General features: G+C 67.4%; 21 protein-coding genes. 8 read left to right on the top strand and 13 right to left on the bottom strand.

The annotated features are described in order from the left end of the window. Window positions 1–5: 5 nt before the first annotated feature. Entirely contained in the window at window positions 6–1,109 is a 1,104-nt protein-coding gene (locus Amac_RS13355; protein ID WP_155354667.1) for a sugar ABC transporter substrate-binding protein, read from the bottom strand. A gap of 111 nt (window positions 1,110–1,220) precedes the next feature. Beyond that, window positions 1,221–2,441, bottom strand: a complete 1,221-nt coding sequence (locus Amac_RS13360; protein ID WP_170322468.1) for an ROK family transcriptional regulator — start codon at window positions 2,439–2,441, stop codon at window positions 1,221–1,223. Window positions 2,442–2,686: 245 nt separating this feature from the next. Between Amac_RS13360 and Amac_RS13365 the strand changes: the two genes are divergently transcribed. After that, window positions 2,687–3,550 (top strand): class II glutamine amidotransferase, encoded by an 864-nt coding sequence (locus Amac_RS13365; RefSeq protein ID WP_155354669.1) that lies wholly within the window; start codon window positions 2,687–2,689, stop codon window positions 3,548–3,550. A gap of 8 nt (window positions 3,551–3,558) precedes the next feature. On the opposite strand, the gene Amac_RS13370 is transcribed toward Amac_RS13365, so the two are convergent. From Amac_RS13370 to Amac_RS13400, 7 genes are all read right to left on the bottom strand, one after another. Then, window positions 3,559–6,612, bottom strand: a complete 3,054-nt coding sequence (locus Amac_RS13370; RefSeq protein WP_170322469.1) for an aminotransferase family protein — start codon at window positions 6,610–6,612, stop codon at window positions 3,559–3,561. A gap of 67 nt (window positions 6,613–6,679) precedes the next feature. Further along, window positions 6,680–7,669, bottom strand: a complete 990-nt coding sequence (locus tag Amac_RS13375) for a P1 family peptidase (protein ID WP_246268294.1) — start codon at window positions 7,667–7,669, stop codon at window positions 6,680–6,682. Next, window positions 7,666–8,418 carry an ABC transporter ATP-binding protein gene (locus tag Amac_RS13380; RefSeq protein ID WP_155354671.1) on the bottom strand — a complete coding sequence of 251 codons (753 nt, stop codon included), beginning with the start codon at window positions 8,416–8,418 and terminating at the stop codon, window positions 7,666–7,668. The genes Amac_RS13375 and Amac_RS13380 overlap by 4 nt, the downstream gene beginning before the upstream one ends. Further along, complete coding sequence (locus tag Amac_RS13385) at window positions 8,415–9,359, bottom strand: ABC transporter ATP-binding protein (protein ID WP_155354672.1); 945 nt, start codon at window positions 9,357–9,359, stop codon at window positions 8,415–8,417. The genes Amac_RS13380 and Amac_RS13385 overlap by 4 nt, the downstream gene beginning before the upstream one ends. Then, window positions 9,356–10,177 carry an ABC transporter permease gene (locus tag Amac_RS13390; protein ID WP_155354673.1) on the bottom strand — a complete coding sequence of 274 codons (822 nt, stop codon included), beginning with the start codon at window positions 10,175–10,177 and terminating at the stop codon, window positions 9,356–9,358. Before Amac_RS13390 ends, Amac_RS13385 begins: the two co-directional genes overlap by 4 nt. Beyond that, window positions 10,174–11,127 carry an ABC transporter permease gene (locus Amac_RS13395; RefSeq protein WP_155354674.1) on the bottom strand — a complete coding sequence of 318 codons (954 nt, stop codon included), beginning with the start codon at window positions 11,125–11,127 and terminating at the stop codon, window positions 10,174–10,176. The genes Amac_RS13390 and Amac_RS13395 overlap by 4 nt, the downstream gene beginning before the upstream one ends. Beyond that, on the bottom strand, window positions 11,124–12,740 hold the full coding sequence (locus Amac_RS13400) for an ABC transporter substrate-binding protein (protein WP_155354675.1): 1,617 nt from the start codon (window positions 12,738–12,740) through the stop codon (window positions 11,124–11,126). Before Amac_RS13400 ends, Amac_RS13395 begins: the two co-directional genes overlap by 4 nt. A 219-nt stretch (window positions 12,741–12,959) precedes the next feature. On the opposite strand from Amac_RS13400, the gene Amac_RS13405 reads away from it, so the two are divergent. Then, window positions 12,960–13,616: a TetR/AcrR family transcriptional regulator gene (locus tag Amac_RS13405; protein WP_155354676.1), complete on the top strand. Its 657-nt coding sequence runs from the start codon at window positions 12,960–12,962 to the stop codon at window positions 13,614–13,616. Window positions 13,617–13,618: 2 nt separating this feature from the next. Here the strand turns inward: Amac_RS13405 and Amac_RS13410 are convergent, their stop codons facing one another. From Amac_RS13410 to Amac_RS13425, 4 genes are all read right to left on the bottom strand, one after another. Further along, complete coding sequence (locus Amac_RS13410) at window positions 13,619–14,503, bottom strand: SMP-30/gluconolactonase/LRE family protein (RefSeq protein WP_155354677.1); 885 nt, start codon at window positions 14,501–14,503, stop codon at window positions 13,619–13,621. Window positions 14,504–14,556: 53 nt separating this feature from the next. After that, window positions 14,557–15,099 (bottom strand): hypothetical protein, encoded by a 543-nt coding sequence (locus Amac_RS13415; RefSeq protein WP_155354678.1) that lies wholly within the window; start codon window positions 15,097–15,099, stop codon window positions 14,557–14,559. Between the two features lie 165 nt (window positions 15,100–15,264). Next, entirely contained in the window at window positions 15,265–16,263 is a 999-nt protein-coding gene (locus tag Amac_RS13420; protein ID WP_155354679.1) for a baeRF2 domain-containing protein, read from the bottom strand. A 141-nt stretch (window positions 16,264–16,404) separates the two neighbouring features. Continuing rightward, on the bottom strand, window positions 16,405–17,610 hold the full coding sequence (locus tag Amac_RS13425; protein ID WP_155354680.1) for an alcohol dehydrogenase catalytic domain-containing protein: 1,206 nt from the start codon (window positions 17,608–17,610) through the stop codon (window positions 16,405–16,407). A 290-nt stretch (window positions 17,611–17,900) separates the two neighbouring features. Between Amac_RS13425 and Amac_RS13430 the strand changes: the two genes are divergently transcribed. From Amac_RS13430 to Amac_RS13455, 6 genes are all read left to right on the top strand, one after another. Beyond that, window positions 17,901–18,275 carry a type II toxin-antitoxin system RelE/ParE family toxin gene (locus tag Amac_RS13430; protein ID WP_155354681.1) on the top strand — a complete coding sequence of 125 codons (375 nt, stop codon included), beginning with the start codon at window positions 17,901–17,903 and terminating at the stop codon, window positions 18,273–18,275. Beyond that, a complete protein-coding gene (locus Amac_RS13435; protein ID WP_155354682.1) occupies window positions 18,275–18,607 on the top strand; it encodes a helix-turn-helix domain-containing protein in 333 nt (110 codons plus the stop codon). The genes Amac_RS13430 and Amac_RS13435 overlap by 1 nt, the downstream gene beginning before the upstream one ends. A gap of 127 nt (window positions 18,608–18,734) precedes the next feature. After that, a complete protein-coding gene (locus Amac_RS13440; protein WP_155354683.1) occupies window positions 18,735–19,421 on the top strand; it encodes a hypothetical protein in 687 nt (228 codons plus the stop codon). Window positions 19,422–19,477: 56 nt separating this feature from the next. Further along, the gene (locus Amac_RS13445) at window positions 19,478–21,409 is read left to right on the top strand and encodes a P-loop domain-containing protein (RefSeq protein WP_155354684.1); all 1,932 of its coding nucleotides are present in this window, start codon (window positions 19,478–19,480) and stop codon (window positions 21,407–21,409) included. Next, complete coding sequence (locus tag Amac_RS13450; RefSeq protein ID WP_155354685.1) at window positions 21,406–22,197, top strand: serine peptidase; 792 nt, start codon at window positions 21,406–21,408, stop codon at window positions 22,195–22,197. Before Amac_RS13445 ends, Amac_RS13450 begins: the two co-directional genes overlap by 4 nt. Further along, window positions 22,194–25,103, top strand: a complete 2,910-nt coding sequence (locus Amac_RS13455) for a WD40 repeat domain-containing protein (RefSeq protein WP_155354686.1) — start codon at window positions 22,194–22,196, stop codon at window positions 25,101–25,103. Before Amac_RS13450 ends, Amac_RS13455 begins: the two co-directional genes overlap by 4 nt. Window positions 25,104–25,121: the final 18 nt, after the last annotated feature.

A 25,121-nucleotide genomic window follows, 5' to 3' on the forward strand; every position in this document is an offset into this window, starting at 1 on the left:
GGGTCTCATCGTTTGCCGAAGTTGACGTCGAGGGTCTTCCCAGGACACGGCGTGCCGTCCGTCGCCGCCTGCTGGCACAGGATGACCGTGGCGTTCGGCCCGGAATCGGTGAAGTCCGCGAAGAAACTGTCCGGCAGATCGGGGAAGACCGTCTCACCGGGCACCAGCGTGTCGGAGGTCACGACCGGGAACGGGATCGTGATGCTCTCCTTCGGATGCTCTTTCTTGATCACCCCACGGGCGAGTTCGAGCGAGATCACCGACAGGAACGGCGGCTGCCCGATCGACATGCCGTTCACCTTCGGCGTGAGAATGCCCGCCATGTACTTGCGGAACCCGTTCTCGGCCTCGCCGCCGACCACCGGCATCGGCCGCTTGGCCGCGCTGAACGCCTTGATCACGCCATCGGTCCCGCCGGACACCCACACCCCGTCGATCTTCGGCAGGCTCGGCAGTTGCCCGGACGTCGCCCGCTGCGCGGTCGCCGAATCCCACATCCCGCTGTACGTGGCGACGATCTCGATCCCCGGATTGGCCGCGAACACCTCCATGGCGCCCTTGTTCCGGTCGTTGTCGGCCCCGGTCCCCGCGACCCCGGTCACCATGATTACCTTGCCCTGGCCGTTCAGCTCGTCGACGATGAACTGCGCCAGCTGCTGGCCGAACTTGACCTGGTCGGTGTTGACGGTCAGCCCGCAGGCCGCGTCCACCGTGTTGTCGAACGACACGACCACGATGCCCCGGTCGCACGCCTGCTGGACCACGCCGTTGAGGCCGCTGGTCGAGGCCGCGTTGATGACGATGCCGTCGACGCCCTGCGAGATCAGGTTCGAGATCTGCCGCGACTGCGTCGACACGTCGTTGCCCGCGTTGAAGACGCTGCACTCCACCTGATCGACGTACGGCGGCATCGCGCAGGCGGCCTTGAAGACGTTCTCCATCTCCACCCGCCACTGGTTGCCGATGAAGGAGTTGGAGAGGGCGATCTTCAGCTTCCCGGTGCCGGCGGCCTGGGTGGCCGGGGTCTCGGACGCGGGGGACCCGCACGCCGCCACGACTGCCAGGGCGACCGCGGCGACGAGTAGCCGCCCATACCGATGTAGATTCATGGTTGCTCCACCTTGTATCGCCGCCACGGGCCCACCCCGTGGCGTAACTGGTCCGGCCGCGGCGGCAACCGCGATCGAACCGTGCGACCCGCACTGACGTGCGGCGGACGGTCAGGGCCTTCGGGCTCTGACCGTTGTGCTTTCCGTGTTCCTCTGGTTGGGGAGAGGGAACGCGCCGGCGTCCCTCAGGACCGCGGCGGCCGCGCCGAGCACGACGACCACATGCTCGTTGAGCTCGCCGACGACGAAGGGCGGGAGCACCTCCCCGGCGTGGATCGCACGCCGGGCCATCGACTCCCGGAGCGGCCCGAGCAGGAGGTCACCCGCGGGGGCGAGGTTGCCGCCGAGGATGATCAGCTCGGGGTCGAGCAGGTTGTACATGTTGGCGGCGGCCAGCCCGATATGCCGTCCCGCGTCCGCGATCACGCGACGGCAGCCGACGTCGCCCAGCTGGGCCATCTTGATCACGTCCGCGATGGACAGGCGATCGCCGTAGCTGCGCCACAGTTTCTGGGAGATGGAGTCGGCGTTGGCGAGCGTGTTGAGGCAGCCCCGGCCGCCGCATTCGCAGACTTCTCCGTTCTCGTCGATGGTGGTGTGGCCGAGTTCTCCCGCGGTGCCGTTGGCGCCGGCGTACAACGCGCCGTTGAGGATGAAGCCGACACCGATGCCGGCGGCGGTGTAAACGTAGGCCACGTCCCGCAGCCCTCTGGCCGCACCCCAGGTGAGCTCGGCCAACGCCCCGAAATTGGCGTCGTTGTCGACCAGCAATGGCATGCGCAGCACTTCCGCCGCCGCTACGTGCGCGTTGACGTTCACCCACGGTTTGAGGGTGGTGGCCCGCCCGTTGAGTCCGGTACGCCGCTGGATCGGCCCCGGCACCGAGATCCCGACACCGATCACCTCCCGCCGCGAGAGACCGGCCCGGTCCAGCAGCTGGTCGATCAGCGTGCCCACCGTCTTGAGCGTCGCCTGCGGCGGGGTGTGATCATCCGTGGGTACGGAGTCGTGCGCGAGCAACTCCTGCGCGGTGTCGCAGACGGCCGCCCGTACGACACCGTTGGCGATCTCGACGCCCACCGCCACCCCGAGATCGCCCTTGAGCCCGACCAGCGTGGGCGGGCGCCCGGTGCCGCGAGCGGCTCTGGAATCGGCGAACTCGGTAATGATCCCCGCGTCGATCAGTTCCTCGACAACGCTCTTCACCGTCGAGCGGGACAGCCCGATCTCCGTCAGCTCGCGGCGGCTCTGCGCCCCTCGCTCCCGCAACGCGCGCACCACGCGGGCCCGATTGGCCGCGCGCTGGGACGACGAAGAATCCGGGGGCGACATAGCACTCGTCCACTCGTGAGAACGCTCTCTTACGGTGAACCGAGTATCAGTGTCGCTGCAATACCAGTCAATACTCAGGCCGGAACAGCCCATATCACGACTCAATTAAGACTAGTTCATTCAAAACGCGGGAAATCTGGGTAGGTCCCAGAAGGAACGTCGTCGGGGCGATCTGCCATCTGTTCGGACCGAGCCGTCGGGGAAATCGCGATCTGCCATCTGTTGAGTCGTCGAGGGGAATCAGGATGTGCCGTCTGTTCGGGCTGAGTGGGGCGCCGCGGCGAACCAGCGCCACTTTCTGGCTGCTGTGCGCGCCGGACAGCCTGTCGGCACAGAGCCATCGTGATCCCGACGGGGCGGGTCTCGGGTATTTCGCCGCGGACGGCACTCCGCGCGTTTACAAGGCGCCCATCGCCGCATACGAGGATCGGTGTTTCGCCGAGGAGGCGATGGACGCGGAATCGACCACGTTCATCGCGCACGTGCGTTTCGCCTCCGTCGGCGGCCTGGAGGACCGCAACACTCACCCGTTCGAACAGGACGGCCGACTGTTCGCGCACAACGGCGTGGTCGAGGGAATGGACTTGCTCGACGATCACCTGGGCCCGGATCTCGACCTGGTGAAAGGCGACACCGACTCCGAACGCGTCTTCGCCCTGATCACCCGGGAGACCCGCGCCCACGGCGGCGACGTCGGAGCGGGCATCACCAGCGCGGTCCGCTGGATCGCCGCCAATCTCCCCCTCTACGCCCTCAACCTCATCCTGGTCACCCCCGACGACCTGTGGGCCCTCCGCTACCCCGACACCCACGAGCTCTACTTCCTCAAACGCCACCCCACCAGCCACGACCTCCAACACTGCGGCACCCACGGCCGAATCCGCGTCCACTCCACCGACCTCGCCATGGCCCCCGCCCTCGTCATAGCCAGCGAACCCATGGACGAGGACCCAAACTGGCGCCTGCTGAAGCCCGGCGATCTAATCCACGCCGCCCCCGACCTCACCATCACCCACCACCTAATCCTCCCCGACCCCCCAACCCACATGCTCACCCTCACCGACCTCCGCCCCGAAGCCGCAGCCTCCCAAAAAGCAGGAGTCCGCTGAGTTCGGCGTCACCAGCCGTCGTGGAGGGTGCGGGTCAGGGTGTCGATGAAGAAGTTGGCGCTTTCTGGGGTGAGGCACATGGGGGGTTTGATTTTTAGGACGTTGAGGTGGTCGCCGGTGGGTTGGACTATTACGCCGAGGTCGAGGAGGCGTTCGCAGATGGCGGCGGTTTCATCGGGGGCCGGTTCTAGGGTGGATTGGTTTCGGACTAGTTCTACGCCCATGTAGAGGCCCATTCCGTGGACTGCGCCGATGATGGGGTGGTCGTGGGCGAGGGCTTCTAGGCGGGTGCGGAGGTGAGTGCCGATTGTGGCGGCGTTCTGTTGGAGGGCTTCGTCGGCGATGATGTCGAGGACGGTCATTCCGACGGCGCAGCTGACTGGGCTTCCGCCGGCGGAGGAGAAGAAATAGCCGTTTCGGGAGAACGCTTCCGCGATATCTCGGCGGGTGATTACCGCGCCCAGGGGGTGGCCGTTGCCCATGGCTTTGGCGACGGTGACGATGTCGGGGGTTACGCGCTGCTGTTCGAAGCCCCAGAAGTGATGGCCGAGCCGGCCGTATCCGACTTGGACCTCGTCGGCGATGCACAGGCCACCTGCCGCACGGACGGCCGTGTAGACGTCCTGCAGGTATCCGTCGGGGAGGGGCACTCCACCGGCGTTTCCGTAGAAGGCTTCGCAGATGAACGCGGCGGGAGGCTGCCCGGAGGCTACGGCTGTCTCGATGACCTGGACGGCGTTCTCGACGTATCGGGCACCGGCGTCCGGACCGCGGAATTGTCCCCGGAACATGTTCGGTGCGAATACCGGATGCACCCATGAGGGCCGCGTGGTGAGCGCGTTGGGATTGTCGGCCATCGAGGTGGAGACCGCGTCTGAGCCTATCGTCCACCCGTGATACGCCTCCGCGACAGAGACGATGTCCTGCCGCTGGGTGAACGTCTGAGCCAGCCGAAGCGCCAGGTCCACCGCTTCGGAGCCGCTGTTCACCAAAAAGACGGTGTCGAGCGGGTCGGGCAGCAGATCCGCCAAGCGCTTCGAAAAGTCGGCGACGGCCCGGTAATTGAAGCGGGAGTTCGTGTTGAGCAGGTTCCATTGACGGCTGACCGCCGCGTTCAACCGCGGATGCGCGTGACCCACGGCGGCGACATTGTTCACCATGTCGAGATAAGTCCGGCCATCAAGGTCGCTCAAGTGCTGCCGCCAACCACGCTCGATCCTCGGCGGATCCTCGTAGTAGTTCTCCTGTACCTCGGCGAAAGCCTTCCGCCGCAGCTCAAGCACATCCCCACTGGTCGGCTCAGCGGGCACCGCACAGTCCAGCCCGATCAGCGGCGAAGGATCGGGACAGACGCTCCCCCACGCAACTGCCATCTCAGCCGCGACAAACGCGGGAGGCGTTGAATCACGAAGCGTGCACAGCTGAACGAAAAGCCTCCCCATGCTGTCACCGGCCGATAGCCCCAGCAGGTCGTCACGCCCTCGTAGCTCTCGCGTCTGAGCTTCCCGGTGAGGGGCGAACTCCCCGAGTAGGTCACCAGGCCTTTGTGGCCCTTGAGCCTGAGCTTCTGAGTGCGAGGCCACCTCCCCCAGCAGGTCATCAGGCCTTTGTGGCCCTTGAGCCTGAGCTTCCGAGTGCGAGGCCACCTCCCCCAGCAGGTCACCTGCCTTTACGCGTTCACCGGGATCTCTGGACGACGAGATTCCCTGTAGATGCAGGTCGGCGTCGTCGCCTGCGAGAACTACGGAACCGGTTACCGAGCACAGAACCCCGTCGAAGGGAGCGGCCACTGGAGTTCCGGGAGGGCAGAAGATTTCCACGCCCAGGGAGACGCTTTCGGGGGCGTGGTCGCTGTGTATTGATGTGCGGGTCAGGCGTGCCTCGCCGTACCGGAAAATGGTGGTGGTCGATCGGCGCGCGATCTGAATTTCGGCGTCGGGGTTCAGCCAGGTTCCGTCCCGGAGTGTCTCGCTCTGTGCTGTCAGGTCAACGATGGCCGCATCGGATTCGGGGATTCCGGGGAGGAGGAGCGAGCCGCGTGGTGCCGTTCGTTTGGGGGATTTCTTGGTCAATGCGGCGCGGAATGCGCTGTGTGCGACCTCGGCCGGGAGGCTCATCGCGGCCTCGAAGGACTGCCATTCGTTGTCCATGCGTTGGATGGCGTACTCATTGTCCGGGTCGATGAGCTCCTGGTGTTCGCCGCTGACCACCAGGACGCCGGTGCGGGCGACGATCGCGGGCCAGAGCGCCGCGATTTCGGCGTCGGTGAGTGGCACGATCTGGTGAAACGCCCTGACGGCGGGCAGCAGCGCGAGGGGACGCTCGGGTGAGTGAAGCAGAATGGCGGCGCAGGTCGTCGCCAGTTCGCCCACGATCCAGCCGCTGCCCAGATCACCGAAATCGATGAGTCCCGTCGGGACGGGACGCCCATTTCGTTCCCGCTCGCAGACGACGTTGTCATCCGTGACGTCCCCGTGAATGGCCTGCACCCGCAACTCAGGCGAGAGCGCGTCAAGCCGATCACACGCCGCCTCGACCGCACCGCGCACGACCTCGGCCCGCCCCGCATCGGCCATGAACCCGCCCAGCGCCTCGCAAACCCTCCGCGCGTTCCGCAGATCCCACTGACTGACCCGCTCAAGCCCCGGATGCTGGAAATCCGCTAGCCCCGCCACCACCTGACCCGCCATCGCCCCCAACCGCCCGACGACCACCGGAGCCAGATACCGCGAATCGAACAACGAAAACCCCGGCACAAAACTCAGCAACCGAGCCCGCAGCACGGCTCCATCTGCACCGAACCGCGCGATGTACTCCCCATCCCGGCTCAACTTCGGCCGCGGCACCCGCATATCCGGTACGGCTTCCGCCAACCGCACCAACGCCTGATCCTGAGCATCCAGCTCCAGATCAGAGAACGCCGGATTCGCAATCTTCAACAAGAACCGCCCCCGAGGCGAGTCGATGCGGAAGTTACGATCCTGATTGCTCCCCAGCTCCTCAACCACCCCCTCCACCCCGAAATACTGCGCGGCCACAGCCCTGGCCTGATCGACATCCACCTCAGGCCGCACCAAATTCGGCTGCGCAAAGAAATCATGTCCAGTCATAGCGGGCGCCTCCTGTTGTTTAGTCGAGGGCGGCCAGGATGGCGTCCCACGCGGTGTCGGATGCCAGTGTGCCGAAGCCGGCCGTGCTGATCCCGGTCAGGTCCACCTCGTCGGTGGTAAGGGTGAACAGGGTGTCGCCGTCGCTTTCGGTGTGGAACGGCTGGATGCCCCGGTGCATGGAACTGTGCACCTGAAGCCCGAGTTGGCGGAGCGAGTAGTCCGACAGTTTGACGTTGGTGACCAGCACGCTGATCGTGGTGTTGCCGTGCACGGGGGCGAGATTAGCGCCGTTGATGCCGTTCTCGTAGTCGGTGAGGGGATGACGCCGTTCGAGGGACTCGCCCCAGAGGTTGCCCCGCACAACCCTTCCCTCACGGTCAACGATGACACCGACGGCGTTGAGCACGGTCACGAAGAGCATCCTGATCTGGCCGTATTGCCGGAAGGCGGCACCCTGACCGGCAAATTCGGCGCGGACATAGTCGACCTTTCCGACGGTCGCGCTGGCTCCGGCCCCGGCCCGGCCGACGGCGATCCGGTCGGTGCGGGCATGGCGCAACGCGGCGCGACCGAGTTCCTCGTCGGGGGTGATGGCGTTGTCCCGGGCGGAGTAGTCGTAGATGACCGCGCCCGACACACACTGCAGCACGTCCCAGCGCGTGCAGTTCTGCTGCCGTTCCAGCAACTCCGCGCCAACCCCGGCCACAGCCGACAACCCATAAACCGACCCGCCGGTCAGGCAGATCGCATGGTTCCGGTCATACCCGCCGCTCATCCCGACCGCACCGCCCCGCGCGTCCGTGAACGTACGAGCCCCGGCCGGAACATGCACCACCGTGCACCCGGTCGGCCCTTCCGCGTATTCGGCCGTCCCCACCTCCACGCCTGGAAAGTCGAACGCGACCGTACGCGCACCGGGACTCGCCTGCGGCACCAGACGCAGGTCCCGGTTGCCGATGACGCCCGGTGCGAACCGGGAGAAGGGCGCGAGGTGGGAGCGGGTGGTCACAATGCCTCCAGTAGCCGGCGTGAGTATTCGTGCTGGGGATGGGTGTAGAAGACTTCGGTGTCGGCGGTCTCGACGACCTCGCCGTCGCACATCACGGCGATGCGCGCGGCGACGTACCGCACGGCCGCCAGATCGTGGGAGATGAACAGCGCGCCGAACCCGAACTGGGCCTGCAGGTCGCGGACCAGGTTGAGGATCTGCGCCTGCACCGAGACGTCGAGCGCGCTGACGGGTTCGTCGAAGACGATGAACTCGGGCCTGGTGATCAGCGCTCGCGCGATCGAGACGCGCTGCCGCTGCCCGCCGGAGAGTTCGTGCGGGTAGCGCCGGGCGAGCTCGGGGTCGAGGCCGACGTCAGCGAGCAGGCGCGGCACCCGCTCCGCCGTTTCGGCCTTGGACGCGCCGCCGAGCACGTCGAGTGGTTCTGCGACGCTCTGCCCGATCCGCATGCGAGGGTTCAGCGACCACTGCGGATGTTGCAGCACGGCCTGCAGCCGACCGGCCAGCATCCGCCGGTTCTTGGGGAAGGGCACGCCGCCGAACCGCACCTTGCCGGTCGTCGGGCGGCGCAGGCCGAGGGCGGTCATGCCGGTCGTGGTCTTGCCCGAGCCGGATTCGCCGACCAGGCCAAGCGTCTCGCCGGGCCGTACCAGCAGGGAGACGTTGCGCATCGCGTCGTGCGTTTGGCGCCGGAACGGCGGACCGGTGCGGAATCGCACGGTCACCTCGTCGAGTTCGAGCAGTGTCATGACACCCCTTCCGCCACGCGGTGGCAGAGCACCGTACGACCATCGACCCGCGTCGGGACTGGGCGTTCGTTGCGGCAGCGATCCTCGGCGAAGGCGCAGCGCGCCGCGAACGCGCATCCGGCCGACTCGGAGGTCAGCACCGGCGGACGCCCGGGGATCGATTCCAGCCGCTCGCCGCGCGCAGTGTTGCCCGGCACGGAACGGGCGAGCGCCGCCGTGTACGGATGCAGCGGAGAACTCAGCACCTCCGCGGTCGGACCGTCCTCGACGACGCGGCCGCCGTACATGACGGCCATGCGCGAGCAGCGGCGGGAGACGGCCGACAAATCGTGGGTGAGCAGCAGGATGCCGGTTCCGGCCTCGGCGGCCAGCGCGAACACGGTGTCGAGCACGTCCTGCCGGACCTGACTGTCCAGCGCCGCCGTGGGTTCGTCGGCGACCAGCAGGCGGGGGCGGGCCGACAGCGCCATGGCGATGCCGACGCGCTGCGCCATGCCGCCGGAGAGTTGGTGCGGGAATGCCCGCATGACGCGCTCCGGGTCGTTCAGCCGCACTCGTTCGAGCTGGTCGCGGATGCTCCCGCGATCGCCTTGCGCCAGCCGCATCTGGCGGCCGATCCGCATGGTCGGGTCGAGGGCGCCGATCGGGTCCTGGAAGACGAAGCCGAGCCGCTCGCGCCGTACCTGCCTGATCCGGGCGTTGGACAGACCGGCCAGCGACTCGCCCAGCACCGCGATGTCGCCGGACCGCAGGTCGGCGGAGGGCGGCAGCAGCCGGCCGGCGGCCGAGCCGAGCGTGGACTTGCCGGAGCCGCTCTCGCCGACCAGCGCCACGCTCTCCCCGGATGCCATAGTGAGGCTGGCCCCGTCGAGGGCGCGCACCCGGCGATCGGCCAGCACGTAGTCGACGACCAGGTCGCGCACGTCGAGCAGATGTGTCATGTCAGCGACCTCGAAGTTCGCGGGTCGAGCTGGTCGCGCAGGCCGTCGCCGAGCACGTTGATGGACAGGATCGCCAGCACGAGCACCACACCAGGGCCGAGCAGCAGCCACGGCGCGTAGGTCAGGTAGACGGTTCCTTCCGAGATCAGCACGCCGAGGGAGGCCTGCGGCGGTTGCACGCCCAGTCCCAGGAAGCTGAGGCCGCCTTCGACGAGGATGCCGATGGACAGCGCGTACGTGCCCTGGACGGCGACCGTTCCGGCGACGTTCGGGAGGATGTGCCGTCCGAGCACGCGGGGCAGGCGCGCGCCGCTGATGATCGCGGAGGTGACGTAGTCGCGGTGCGAGACGGTGAGCGCCGCCGCCCGTACCACGCGTGTCATGAGCGGGATCGTCACCAGCACGATGCTGGCCACGGCCGCGTCCAGACCCGGGTTGACCAGCGCTGCGACCAGAATCGCCAGGATGATGGCCGGAAACGAGTACAGGACGTCGACGACGCGCATCACGATCTCGTTCAGCGCGCCGCCCTGGTATCCGGCCAGCACGCCGAGCGCGGTCGCCACCACCGCCGTCGCGAGCACGGCGACCGCCGACAGCAGCAGCGACGTCCCGGTGCCCTGCAACACCCGGGGCAGCGTCGAACGCCCCAGACTGTCGGTGCCGAGCCACCATTCAGGCCCCGGCGGTGCCAGCCGAGGCCCGACGATCTTCTCGGGGTCGCCGCCGAGCCCGGTCACCTGCGCGACCACGACGAGCACCACGAGCGCCAGCAGGAATACGAGCCCGCTCCGTGCGATCCCGTCGAGTCGCTTCATTTCGAAACTCCAAGCCGCGGATCGATCACGCCCACGAGCAGGTCGACGACCATGTTCGTGAAAATGAAGAGCGCGGCGGCCAGCAGCACCCCCGCCTGCACGACGGCGTAGTCGCGGCGGGTGATGGCCTGCACCACGTAGGACCCCACTCCGGGCAGATTGAACAGATACTCGACGATCACGGCCCCGCCCAGCAGGTACGCGGTGACGGTCGACGCCACGACCAGCACCGGAATCGCGGCATTCCGCAACACGTGATGCCGGACGATCGACCACGGCGACTGGCCCCGCGACACGGCTGTCGTGATGTACGGCTCGTGCAGCACGTTCAACACCGCGTCCCTGGTCGTACGCGCGGTCGCCGACACGACGAACACGGCGAGCACGCTCGCGGGCAGCACCATCGCGGCCAGATTGGTGGCCGGATCCTCGCCGAACGGCACGTAACCGCCGACGGTGAGGCCCAGGGCGTACCTGGAGAAGAGGTACACGGCGATGCCGCCGACCACGTATTCCGGCAGGCTGACGCCGAGGGCGCTCGCGATCCGGCCCAGGGCGCGACCGCGGGTGCCGCGCCGTACGGCGATGAGGATGCCGAGGGCCGCGCCGATGAGCACGCCCGGAATGGCGGACATGAGCGTGAGCTGCAGCGTCACCGGCAGCCGGGAGCCGAGCTCGGCGGCCACCGGATCGTTGCTGACCAGGGATCGGCCGAAATCGCCGCCGAAAGCCGTCTGGATCCAGTGGGCGTACTGCACCAGAATCGGGTCGTTCAGCCCGAAGCTGGCGGTGAGTTCGGCGCGCTGCTCGGGCGAGGCGAGCGGTCCGAGCACGATGGTGGCGTAACCGCCGGGCATCAGCCGCATCGCGCCGAAAATGAGGATCGACACCCCGAGCAGCGTCAGCGCGGCGCTGAACAGCCGGGTGGCCGACCACACGAACAATCTCATCGGGCCAGCTCACGGAAGGTGGAAATCATCCGGTACGGGTTGCCGTAGCCCTCGTTCGCCATGATGTTCGGGCTCAACGTGTCCGACCGGTAGGCCAGGTACTGCGGGCGGGTCGCCAGCGGGATCATCTCCGCGTTCGCGTCGGCGCGGTCGCAGAGCTGCTGGAACGTCGTAGCCCGGGCCGGACCGGGCAGATCGGCGGCGGCCTTGTCGATGAGGGCGTTCAGCTCGGGGTCGGTCTTCATGAACGCCTTGTTGAAGAGCGAGGTGTCCGGGTTCCACCAGCGGGAGACCATCGCGCCATCCACATACCCGGCGAACCAGGTCATCGAGGCTTCGAAATTGGGAGGGCTCTCCACATACACCCGGTTGGCCCAGGTGCCCTCGTCGAGCAGCTCGATCTTCATGGTGACGCCGATCCGCTGCAGGTTCTGCTGCATGATCTGCGCGATCTGCCCCAGCACCGGATCCGTCGTGTACGTGGCGAGGGTGAACGTGAGGTTCTCCGCGCCCGCCTCCTTGAGCAGCGCCTTCGCCTTCTCCAGCCCGGCCGTCGCCGACGGCACCTTCGCGGGGTCGCAGGCGTCGGGCAAGCCTTCGGGGGTGACGCCGGTCGGCTTGCTCTGCCCGCCGGTGGCGACCTCGGCGATCTGCTTGCGGTCGAGGGCGATGTTGACCGCCTGCCGTACGCGCTGGTCGGCGAAGGTCTTCCCCAGCGAGTTCAGATTCAGATAGTGGTAGTCACTGGTGGTCTGAGTGGCGACCCGCACGTTCGGCACACCCTCCAGCAGCTTCGCCGTGTCGGCGTTCACGAACGCGGACATCTGCGCGCTGCCATCCCTCAGCGCGGCCAGCCGGGTCGCCTCCTGCGGCACGATCTCCACGGTCAGCGTGTCCACAACCGGCTGCTCTTTGTTCCAGTACGCCGGGTTCTTCTTGAACGTCCACGCCACGTCCTGCCGGTGCTCACCCACCACGAAAGGACCGGTGCCCAGCGTCTCCTTGGTGACGTCGATCGACTTCTCATCGATCTCCTTCATCGGCAGGATCGACGCGTTGATGTTGGCCAGCGCCCCGAGCAGCGGCGTGTACGGCGACTTCAGCTTGAAGGTCACCTCGTTGTCGGCCGTCTTCTCCACCGACTCGACCGGGCCCAGCTGGCCGGCCCAGCTGGACTGGCTGGCCAGCAGACGTTTCATGGTGCCGACCACGTCGTCGGCGGTCATCGCGCGGCCGTTGGAGAAGGAGACGCCCGGGCGGAGGCTGAACACGTAGGTGGTGGGATCCGGGGTCGCCCACTTCTCGGCGAGCAGCGGCTCGATCGTGTAGTCGGGTCCCACGGTGACGAGCGGCTGATAGACGAAGCTCATCAGGTTCCACGAGGCCGCCGCGGCGGACATCTGCGGATCCAGCCCCGCCGCCGCCGCGTTGTCGGCCGCCACCTGCAGGGTGACCGCGCCGCCCGGGGCCGCGGAGTTGTCCGCCACCGCCAGGAAGCCCGGCGTCGACGGCGTGGAGGCGGCCGCGGCCTGGCCCGGTTGCCCGGCCCGCTCCGCGCATCCGGTGGCCAGCAAGGTCGCGGCGACAGCGCAGCACAACAGTCTGCTTCGCATGGCTGATCGACTCCCTGTTCATGGGTCTGGGTGCATGGGTCGGCGGTGGAAGGCGCGCCCCGAGGCGACGTAGCCAGCGACCTTCTTTCTTCGTACGGGCAAGTAAAGAATGATGGATCGGCGCATGTCAATACCCTGAACAAGACCATCTAATCGGCCTGTTACGGTTCAATTAATTCTTCGCTCGTCTGTACGGCGGATTGGCAGTAGGGTGTCGGCATGTCACGGAAGAAGGATCAAGCCGCCCGGCGGAAGCACCTGCTGGAGGCCGCGCGCAAGGCCATACTCAAGCGTGGGCTGGTGACAGTCGGTGTCCGTGATATCGCCCAGGCGGCGAGCATGTCGCCGGGGTCGGTGACGTACTACTTTCCGACGATCGATGAGTTGCTGCGGCAGGTGCAGGCGGATGCGATCGCGCGGTTCGCGCAGGCGCGCTGGGAGCTCGTGCGGACGATTGATGATCCGGTGGTGCGGTTGCGGGCGCTGATCGAGCGGGGGGTCGCGACCGGTCCCGATGATGAGCTGCTGTGCCTGCTCAACGAGTTCACCGGGCTGATTCGCCGCAATCCGATCTACCAGGTCTCGTGGAAGAGCCTCAACGACAGCCAGATCTCGATCTACGAATCCGTGATCACTACAGGGGCGGCGCTGGGCGTCTTCACGCTCAGCTCACCTGCGCTGTCCATCGCCCGAAATTTCGTAGGTCTGGAGGATATTTACGGGTTCCATGTGGTCATGGGGGCCAGCATGATCAGGGACGAAGCCTTGGAGCTCATCTACGACTTCGCCATGGGCGCGGTCGGCTGCGACCTCCGCGATCCGCGCCCATCACCCCAGGCTGCCGCCCCGGAAGTCCTCGCCGGACCGGGTGAATAGCGTCATGCTCCGCGAACGTTGGTCATGATCGCGTACACCGAGGTGGTTGCCGTCATGAACAGCCAGTTCCGCTTCAGGCCGCCGAAGACCAGGTTCGACGTCTTCTCGGGAAGCTTGAGCTTGCCGATCAATGTCCCATCCGGGTCGAAGCAGTGCACACCTTCGCCCGTCGCGGCCCAGATCCGCCCTTTAGCGTCGAGCCTGATCCCATCGAAGCTGCCCGCCGAACACTCCGCGAGCACCCTGCTGTTCCGCAACACCTGACCGTCCACGTCAAAGACCCGCAGCTGTTTGCGACGCGTGTCGACGACATAAAGCAGGGATTCATCCAACGAGAACGCCAGCCCATTCGGCCTGACGAAGTCATCCGCGACCACGGTGACCTGCCCTGTCACCCCATCGACCCGATAGACCTGATCGTTGCCGATCTCACTCTCCGCCTGATGTCCTTCGTAGTCACTGTCGATCCCGTACCGCGGATCGGTGAACCAGATCGAGCCATCCGACTTCACCACAACATCATTGGGACTGTTGAACCGCTTCCCTTCCCACCGGTCCGCGACCACGGTGATCGACCCATCATGCTCGGTACGCGTCACCCGCCGATTCCCATGCTCACAAGAGACCAGCCGCCCCTGCCGATCAATCGTGTGCCCATTCGTATACCCCGCAGGCACCCGAAACGGCCCCACGTTCCCCGTCATCTCATCCCACCGCAACATCCGATCGTTCGGGATGTCGCTCCACACCAGATACCGCCCCGCCGCCACGTACGCCGGCCCCTCAGCCCATCGGCACCCGTGATAAATCCGCTCAACCCAGTGATCCCCACCCACCCCAGCGAACCGCTCATCAAGCACCTCAAACTCCGCCGCAAAAGCTCCCATCGAAGACCTTCTTCTCGTTCTTGGACGCGCAGCTGGCGAATCAGCGTATCGGGTCAGAGCCAGAAGATCGCCAGAGTAGTGAGACCCAGGCTCAGAGCTACCAGGCGAAATGTTCTGGGTTGCCGGGCGGCCTCCCGCTGCGAGGAGATCACCAGTACGGCGCCCACGGCCACCGCCATCAGCAGGTGCAGGCCGTACCACCAAGGAACGGGCAGCCGTCCCAGGGCGGTCCCGCTCAGTAAGTCATCGGCGGCCCCATAGCCGGAAAGCCCTCCGAGCACGCCTTGGCACAGCACCGCGACTGCGTACCGGAAACGGCCGAGCAGAGCCCAGACGACGGTCCCCAAGACGAGCAGGTAAGTGGAGCTTTGGTGCAGTTGTCGCATGAGCAGGCCACCGCGCACCTCAAAGCTGATCTCCAGGAGCGAGTTGTAGGCGGCGCTCATGGGAACACCCCGCAGCTGCTCATAGGCGCCGTCGTAGAGCACCATCTGGCTGCTAGGCGTGAAGAAGAATGCCAGGAAGCCGCCCGTGAGCAGGACGACCCCGAAACAGCAGACCAGCATCTCGCCCACCAACTGCCTCGTCTGCTCCATTCGGCATATTTCACCACAAGGAGGTATGGCTGGCGGGGCTCTCGACGGTCTTCCATTTGAGTCGTTTGCCCTATTATGCGCCTTATGCCCGGAGGGAGATTGGATTCAGCCATGGCATCGATGTGCCGCTTCGAGTTCGTGATGCCTCGGCGATCCCATTCGGTATCAGAACCGCAGGATCGCGCCCACTCCCTCCGGAGAGTCGAGTTCGGGGACGAACCAGAGTTCGGCGTCGGTGGTGGCGACAGCTCGGGCCAAGGCGGCGTCCGCGCGCTCGCTGATCGGCTCCGCCACGCCCCAAGCGCACATTTCCTCCCGGTCAGGGGAGAACTGCGGTCCCTCGGGGCCGATCCACACCATCTCCTCGAACGACGGACTTTCCGCTATGAGCACCTTGGCGACCTGGCTCACCCGAAGCGCACGAGCCGTCTCGTGCAACCCGCTGACCGCGGGCCCATTCCGGTAGGCGTCGACCAGCTCGCTCTGGCGCTGAACGAGCCATGACCTGAGGGCCTCGTCGACCTTCCGCAGGTAGCTTTTGGGCATCTCGCCCGGTGAACGCCCGCCGTTCTCGGCCACCACCACCCGCTGAGCCACATCCTTCCCCAGCCGATCCAGCACCATATGCCGAGATTTCGGATCTCCCCCGATGACAATGAGCTCGGCCTCGCTCTGAGCCGCCTCCTTCGCGATGACCTCAGCGGTCGCGACGGCATTACGCCGCCAGGTCTCCTCGACATCCCGCTCATACCGGGGCTGCGACATGCCTCCCTGCGCGGCCTTGTGAATCGGCCAATCCTCAGCCTGTACGACGAGCTCCCGCCGCCCCCCGCCACTGAGAACGATCACATCGGCTCCGGTGTGATCCACCATGACCTGCATGTACGGCACCCGCTCCCCCCGCTGCGCCAGCAACGGCATCACATGCGGAAGCGCGGACCACCGAGCGATATCCCACTCCGGCCCAGCCGACAGCGGCTCACTGAACATCACCCCGGAAGAGGAGCAGAAAACCGCCCTCCCCGGCGCAGGATCACCGACGAACTCCCCGATCCGCGCGACGACCTCATCGGGAGCCCCCGCCTCCGCGAGCCGCTCGCTGATATGCCGCCACCGCAACCCGACCATGACGGCCACCGCCTTGGTGATCCGATTCGTCGGCATATACACGGAAGCAACCGGCCCCCGCTCCTCGTACAGAGATCTGATGAAGTCAAGCCTCATCGAGGCCTCACCACCTCCGGCGTTCGCTCCAGAGGCCGAGCCCCTCAGCGATCCCGCCGATGTCATGGAATTTCAGGACATCTACATGAGCTCCAGGGAAACCTTGGTCCACCCAGGCTCGCGGCGATCGAAAGCCTCGTAGGCGTGGATCGCCGTAGGCAGTTCCTCCTGCTGCGTCAGAATGGTCGTCGGATCGGCAGCCCCGGTAGCGACCTTGCTGAGCAGCCCCGGAACGTAGTGCCGGTGATGGCAGTTACCCGCCTGAATGGTGAGGTTCCGGTTCATGGCCATACCAAGCGGGAAACTGTCGAAGTTCGATGGGTACACCCCGATGATGCCGATGGTCCCCGCCTTGGCCGCCATCTCCACCGCCCAACGCAACGCCTGGCTGGGCGCGTCCCCCGGCACCCAGTGCCCATCCTCGACGTTGGTCCGCGGCGCCACCTGCCGCCGCTCCCGCTCGAAGGCCACCCGATCGGCACCCCCCGCCGCAGGCCCCGCCTTCGGACTCTCGGCGTCGACCCCCACCGCTTCGATCACCCGATCGGCGCCGACCCCACCGGTCAGCTCGCGTACCACTTCGACGGGATCCTCCGCATTGAAGTTGATCGTCTCCGCGTTCTGCAGCCGAGCCGTCTCCAGCCGATCGGCGTTGCCGTCCACGATCAGGACTCGCCCCGCCCCCTGCATCCGCGCCGACAGCGCCGCCAACTGCCCGACCGGCCCCGCGCCGAGCACCACGACGACGTCCCCGCTGCCCACCTGCGCCAGCCGTGCCCCGAACCACCCGGTCGGGAAGATGTCGCTGATCAGGATCGCCTGCTCATCCGTGACACCAGGCGGAATCGCCACCATTGTCGTGTGAGCGTAGGGAATCCGCGCGAACTCCGCCTGCAGCCCATCAAAGGGCCCAGTAGCCGCCGGCCCACCGAAGTACGCCGTCCCCGCGTTCGGCCCGTTCGGATTCGCAACATCACATTGCGAGAAATATCCGGCCCGGCAGTACACGCAGTGCCCGCACGCGATCGTGGAACACACCACGACCCGATCGCCCGGATTGAAGTTCCGCACCTGCGTCCCCAGCTCCTCGACCACACCCACCCCCTCATGCCCGAGCACGGTCCCCGGCCGCATCCCCGGCACCGTCCCCCGAGCAAAATGCAGGTCAGTGCCACATATCGCACTGGTAGTGATCCGGACTACAGCATCCTGCGGCCCCCGCACCGCCGGCTCCGGAACCTGCTCCAGCGCAATCTTCCCGATGTCATGCCAGACGACTGCCTTCATGGATCTCCCCCTCTGGCTGATGTCTGCGCTTAACCCCCATGTCCGGGATTCCCGCGTGTACGCCCTGAGCCCACACGCCCCCACCCCACCGGCCCACAGAGGGACAAACCCACCTCCACAGCACCGACACTCGCCAGGCTACCTGCCACAAAATCGCGGCCATCATCACGCGCAAACCATCGGTGAAGGGGCGCTAAAGCCCTCAGCCCAAGAACCACTCGCCCGAGCCAATGACCAGTCAAGACCGCGCGGCGCTCCAGAATGATATAAGGATCCGTTATATTGGCAGTATGGCCTGGGAGATCACGCTGCATGCCGAGGTGAACGCCTGGTTCCTCGACATCTGCAAGAACGACCCCGCCACTGCGGAGAAGATCGAGGAAGCACTGGACGAGCTCGCGCTGCAGGGCCCGAAGCTCGGTCGTCCGCTGGTCGACCGGATCCACCACTCGCGCATCCTGCACAGCCTCAAAGAGCTACGGCCCCGCGTGCCCGGCAAGGCGGAGATCCGGCTGCTGTTCGTCTTCGACCCGACGCGGGAGGCGATCGTGCTGGTCGCCGGTGACAAGTCCGGGGAATGGAGGCGGTGGTACCGCGCCGCGATCCCCCTGGCGGAGGAACGCTACGCGGCATACCGCGCTGAGAAGGAGAAGGAGGAAGGGTGATGAGCGAGTTCGTGAAGTGGTCTGATACCAAAGCCAAGATCCGTGAGGTCGACCCCGACTGGGATTCCATCGAGCGGGTCGCCGCCCGGGAGGCCAGCCGCGAGCAACTGCGGGCAGAGTTGCGCGGTGCCCAGCTCGCCGAGATGCGCAAACGTCTGGGCGTCTCCCAGAAGCTCCTCGCCGAACGGATGGGCATCTCTCAGGCACGCGTATCCCAGATCGAGCACGGCAAGATCGGCGGTCTGGACATCCTGCGCGCCTACGTCACCGCACTGGGCGGAACCCTGGACGTGGTGGCCGACTTCGGCGACCACTCCGTGAAAGTCGCCTGAGCCACGGCCGCTCCGACGGTCGCATGTTCACCCCTCACCGCCTTACGATTTTCGACGTGCAAAAGATGGACCGTGGTCGGCGGAACTAGTAGCGTCGGGGGCGCAGCCTGACAGCGGAGGAGTGCGGATGTCCACCAAGGCACGTCGAAAGCCTGTGGTTTCGTCGCCGCCGGTGGTGGCTCGGGGGGCGGGGCGGGTTAGTCGTCTGGTGGTCACCGTTGCTGTGGTGGCGGGGCTGGGTGGGGCGGCGGCGGGGTATCTTGTCGCCGTTCCGGATGCGAGTGAGGTCGCCATCGCGGATCTGCGCAAGGCCGACGCGGATCGGGATGTGAAGCAGATCGGCGAGTTGACCACGCTGGCCAAATCGACGGCCAAGGAACTGGACAAGGTTCTCGCCGCGCTCGCGCTCGCGGTTCCGCGGGACACCACCACCGCAGCGCAGCCGACCGTGCCGGAGATCGTCCGCGGCTGGCAGGACGTCGTACGAAAAGTCGCGGAAAAGCATGCCGAATCGCCTTCTGGGATGACTGCTACCAATGTGGCCCGGGGCGGGTTCCGTAGTGCCGTCAACGCGTTGGGGGCCGCGCTCGATACGTACGCGCTCGTGCAAACGCTTCCTGAAGACCAGCGCAAGCCCCTGCTCGATCTGGTTTCCCGGCAGCGGTCCACCGCCGTCATGATGTGGTCGGTCGCCGCGACCCAGCTCGACCAGCTCAACGTTGACGCTGGTAACGGCCACCAGCACGCCTACTTGACGGGCATCCCGGGTGACGGCGCGATCACGCCCGACCAGATTCCGGAAGGTACGCAGTAACGTTCTGCCCCTGACTCGCGGACTACGGTTGATGTGGTCGGCGATCGGAGGGCTGGATGTCGCGTGTGCTGCTGATGGGCGTGAGCCGGTTCGGTCACACCGTCGACGCGGACGAGGAGCCTGAGACGGGCGCGCGCGCCTGGGCCGACCTGCCCTTCGTCGAGGAACGTATGCCCCGGTTGGAGCAGGCGTACCGGAAACTGGCCTACGAGGTGACCGCTGTCGCCAACCCGGATCGTGGCGCGGTGCTCGCGCACACCGACGCGGCGCTGGACGGCGGGCATCGCATCATCCACGTGATCTCGCATGGCCACACCAGGCTGTCGGACCGTGGACGTTCCCGGGACGCGGAGCTGGGGGACAAGCTCGACATGGTGCCCTCGTGCGGGCGGACCGGCCTGGGGACCGACGTGGTCGCCTGGGTTCGTACGGCCCACGGCGCGCCCGAGCCCATGCTGTTCATCGTCGACCTGTGCGGGGCGGGGCGGGCCGCGCGCGTGGGCGCGCTCATCGACGTGCCCGAGGACGAGTTACACGCCTGGGTGATCGCCGCCACGGGCCCGAACGACCCCACGTACGACGGGCTGTTCAGCGAGGCGGTCGCCGAGACCCTCGAACGTGTCGCCGCCAACGGCCTGGACACCGACGAGACGCTGCGCCACGTGCGCTGGGACCGGCTGGTCAACGACATCCGATTACGGCTGAGCGCGCTCGGCGCGACCACTCGGCTGCGGACCACGAAGGTCGACCTGGGCTCTCCCCTGCCCGACCTGCCGTTCTTCCCCAACCCCAACTGGCGGCCGGACCCCCGCAGGGAACGGCTGATGGAGGTCGTTCCCCCGGCTCGCGCGTTCGTCGCCGACCTGGACGCCGAGCATTTCATCGACCGCGTGCGCGGCCACTTCGTCGGCCGCCGAACGTTGCGGTCCCGGCTCGCTCCCTGGCTGGACGACCCGTACGCGACGGGGTTGTGCGTGGTCACCGGCGCGCCGGGCTGCGGCAAGTCGGCACTGCTCGCCTCGCTGGTGTGCGCGGCGCACAAGAAGATCATCGAGGCTGCCCCGGACATCCGGGACTATCTGCGGGCGCAGCATCCCGAGGGTGTGCCCTCGCCCAATGACGCGCTGGTCGCGATCCACGCGCGTGGACGAGGCCTTGAGGAGATCGCTGCCGCGGTGGCTGAGCAGCTTGGATTTGCGGATGAGGCCGTGACGCCGGCCGAGCTGGTCGCGCACATCCAGCGGATGGAGACACCGCCGCCGCTGGTGTTCGACGCTCTCGATGAGGCCGACAATCCGGGCGAACTGGTCGATCGGCTGCTGCTGCCGCTGGCCAAGGGCGCCTGCAAGTTGCTGGTCGGGACCCGGCGCAGCACCCGGTTCGAGCCACTGCTGGCCGCGGCCCAGGACATGCTCATCGACCTGGACGAGGTCGATCCCGGCGAGCTCCGCGCCGACCTGGAGCAACATCTCGGGCAGCGCCTGGAGGAGGTCCCCGGTTACCAGTCGCGTACTGTCCGCGCGGCGATGGCCCGCGCGGTCGCCGCGGCGCTCACCGATGACGTTTCACGGCGGCGGGGCTGGGGCGCGTTCCTGGTGGCCAGGATCTACGGCCGGGCGCTGGAGTCGCTGCCGGTGCCCGGCGACGCCGCGGCGGCCGAGCGGCTTGGCGGCAGTGTCCCGCGCACGCTTCCCGGCGTGCTCGAACTCGATCTGCGGCTCCGCCCGGACGGAGGACGGCTGCGGGCCGTGCTGGCCACGCTCGCCTGGGCGAAGGGCGACGGCTTCCCCGCCGACGTCGCGGCGGCCGTCGTGCCGGAGTTCGCACCCGGCCTGACCGAGAGCGAGGTACGCCCGCTGCTGGAGGCCGGACGTTTCTACATCTGGACGGGGGTTGACCACGACGGCTGCAAGCTGTTCCGGCTCTTCCACCAGGGCCTCGCCGACTACCTCCAGGACCACCCCTACGAACCCGGAGACATCAGATGAAAATCGTGGGCGTCCACGGCATCGGCAACTTCCGGCAGGGCGAGACGGCCGAGCAGGCCGCGGCGCACCTGTCAGCGCTGTGGGCCAAGCGGCTCGCCGAAGGCTCGGACGTGTCGGTGGTCTACTACGCCGACCTGCTGCGCGATCCCCTCCGGCAGAGCGGCGACGACGAACTCGAGGACCTGACGGACGAGGAGGGCGAGCTGCTGGCGCAGCTCCTGGAGAGCTTCCCGGCGAGCGAGCGTGCCGCCCAGGGCTGGATCTTCTCCCTCGTTCGCGCCCATATCGCCGAGGTCGCCGAATCGCGGCTGCTGCGCCCCCGGATGGTGGAATGGCTGATGACGCGCTTCGTCAAGGAGGCCGCCGCCTACCTGCGCGAAGGGACCGCCGTGCGGGAGCGGCTGGCGGCCACGCTCCGGAAGGTCCAGCCCGATGTGCTCATCGCCCACTCACTCGGCACGGTGGTCGCCTATGAGACCCTGCATGCCGAACCCGCCCTGAAGGTCCCGCTGTGGGTGACGCTCGGCTCGCCGCTGGCCGCGCCCAAGGCGATCTTCGAACGGCTCACCCCACCCCCGGTCGCGGGCCGGGGCGAGCGCCCGCCCGGCGTCGCCCGCTGGGCCAACCTCGCCGACCCTGGCGATCTGTTCGCGATCCCGCGCAAGGGGATCTCCCAGCGGTTCGCCGGTGTGGACAGCGACGACCACGACGTGGTGCACGCCTTCGACTTCCACAAGGTCGTCAACTACCTCCAGACGGCGCGGCTGCGCGCGTTGCTCGCACAGTGACCAGAGAACGCGCGGCTGCTGCCGTTTACCGCCGCCTCCTGGGGACCGCAGCCGTCCACCGCAAGGTCCGCTGGGATCTGGCGTCGCCGTACCTGCTTCGCCACGCCGCCGAGCACGCCGCCGACGCGGGCCAGCTGGGACGGCTGCTCCTCCAGCCCGAATTCCTCGTGTACGGCGATCCGAAGTCGATCCTGGCCTACGAGCTGAAGCTGACAGGGCTGCGTGAGCCGGACGATAGTGTGCTGGATCTGACGCGGATCTTCGACGTCTATCGTGCCTCCCTCCCCCGTCACCTGACCGCGCACCCGGAGGCGCGGCGGCAGATCCTCGCGGTGGACGCCATCCGCTACCGGGAGGGCAACCTCAGCCGGATGCTCGCCAATCCCCGTACGGTCGGGGTGTTGCCCTGGCAGTGCGAATGGTCCACGTCCGGCAACGTGAGCCGAGCGCTCCGTACCACGTTGACCGGCCATGAACGGCCGGTACGCATGGTCGCGGCCGGGCGGCAGATCGCGATCACCGGTGGCGACGACCCGGTGGTCCGGGTGTGGAGCCTGCGGGACGGGCTGCTGATGCGTGAGCTGCGTGGCCATACCGGGACCGTGACCGCTCTCGCGTACCTGCCCGGCCATGAGATGGCGATCACCGCCGACGCGGCGGGGGTCGTGCGGTGCTGGGATCTGCACCACGGCGACCTGCGGCAGGCGCTTCCCACGCACAACGGACCGGTCACCGGGCTGGCCGTCGCCGGGCTGCTGGTGGTGACCTGCGGCCAGGATGGCACGGCGTGGACGTCGTGGGGTTCCAGAAAACGCCAGATCGCGGCCGAGCCCGGGCCGCTGGGGCCGCTCACCCTCACGCACGACGGCAGGAGCGCCCTCATCGGGAGTGCCTCGGGCGAGGTACTTGTGGTGGATCTCGCCACCGGCCGGTTGGTCGAGCGTCGGCGGGTGGGGGAGGCGGCGGTGACCGTACTCGCCTCGGTTTTCCGGGACGGCGGGACCGTCGCGGTGGCCGGGGGTGCGGACGGCGCCGGGCTGGTCTGGGGGCTTTCCGATGGAAAGGTCCTCGCTGAGCTGCGCGGACGCGCGGGAGACATGGCCGTGATGACCGTCCTGGAGGACGACCTGGATCTGCTCGCCGCGATCGGCGGCGAGGACGGCGCGATCCGGGTGTGGGACCTCTCGGCCGGGGCCGTGCTCAAGACCCTGGTGGGCCATCACGCCGCCATCACCGGCCTTGTCCGTTATTCACCCCGGCTGTCCGCGCGGCTCTCCCACGTTCTGGGGTCCACCAACCTGGGCATCGCCAGCAGCCGGTCCGCGGTGGAGGAGACGCTGCGCGAGGAGACGCGGTCCACCGACGCGCGCATGCTGCTGTCGGCCTCGGCGGACGGCACGCTGCGCGGCTGGAATGTCTGGGATGTCCAGGCGCGGCAGGTTTACGCCGCGCACACCGGCCCGGTCCGCGCGGTGCAGGCGCTCAACCATGACGGCTCGCCGATGGCGGTGAGCTGCGGCGAGGACGCGACCGTACGGATGTGGGAGCTCGACGGTCTGCGCGTCGCCGACACGCGGGTCAGCCATCCCCAGCCGATCGTCAGCGTGGTCACCCAGCGGCTGGCCCACGAATCGGTGATCATCACGGCCTGCGGCGACGACCGTATGCGGCTGTTCTCCCTCGCGACCGAATGGGGTGTCGGCGGGTACGCCACCGGCGGCGGCCCGATCACCACCCTCAGCCCCGCCTCGTCACCCGAGGGCCCGCTGATCCTCACCGCCGCGGCGGACGGCACGCTGACCGCCCGGCTGACCGCCACCGGCCACCGGATCTGGCGCGGCGACGAAGGATCAGCCCCGATCGTGGCACTGGAGGCGGGCGGTTCTTCCCGCCGTCCCGTCGCCGTGGCCCTGGACGCCGTCGGACGCGTACGGCTGACCGCGATCACGACCGGACGGTCGGTGGCCTGCCCGGCCGCGGACGAGCTGGAGGTCAGCGCCATCGCCGTCGGCCGGGTCCGCGAGCGCCCGCTGCTGTTCCTGGGCGGCCTCGACGGCTGTGCCGTCCTCGATCTGACCAGCGGCCGGATCCGGCGATGGATCGGCAGGGGACACGAAATGGTCCGATTGGCGTATGGCCACGGACCTGACGTCCATTTCCTGGCAGCGACCAACGCAGACGGATATATCAGGATTTGGGACGCCGACACCGGCCGCCTCCTGCAAACGATCAACGGCGACTTCGCCGATGTGTCACTTCTGCGCTTCTCGGAGGCTCCCTTGCTCGCGGCAGTGTCCGACAATGCCGTGAAACTGTGGACGCTTCCGGCCGCCGAAGGGCCCACCACGCTCTACCTGCCGGACACCATAAGATCTATCTCCTTCGCCGAAGGCCGGCTAGTGATCGGCTACGGCCGCGAACTCGCCGTTTTCGCCCCGGAGTCCGAAAAGCCTTCCGCACGTACGCCCTCACGGCAGGCGCCCGCCACCACCCCAGCCGACGAGCGCCCTACCGCCGTCAGAGGGCCGAAACCATCACCGATCGCCCTGCTGCTCCTCGGTGCACTGGCGTCGGACGCGTCAACCTACCACCAGCTGATCGGTGTTCTGTGCCCGTGTATACCGCTGACGAAGGTGCGCGACTCACTCATGGAACTCCACCAGCTGCGACTGATCAAATCTTCCGGCAATGGAGTCGACCGTTCTCACCGGCTGACGCGAGAGGGCTCGCGACTGGTCGACCGGCTTGCCGAGAATCCGGGGCACTTCGTCTATCAATGCCCCACCGGCCAGCACGTACCGCGCGACGTGCCCGAGGATCCGACGCCGGTCCGTACGCCGAAGAAGAAGCCCCGGCGGCCGATCACGAGCAAGCGCAGGACCTGGAACCAAGGGCGCCGGATCTGAATTTGAGCAGGGGTATGC

It is taken from the genome of Acrocarpospora macrocephala, assembly GCF_009687865.1.
GTDB lineage: Bacteria > Actinomycetota > Actinomycetes > Streptosporangiales > Streptosporangiaceae > Acrocarpospora > Acrocarpospora macrocephala.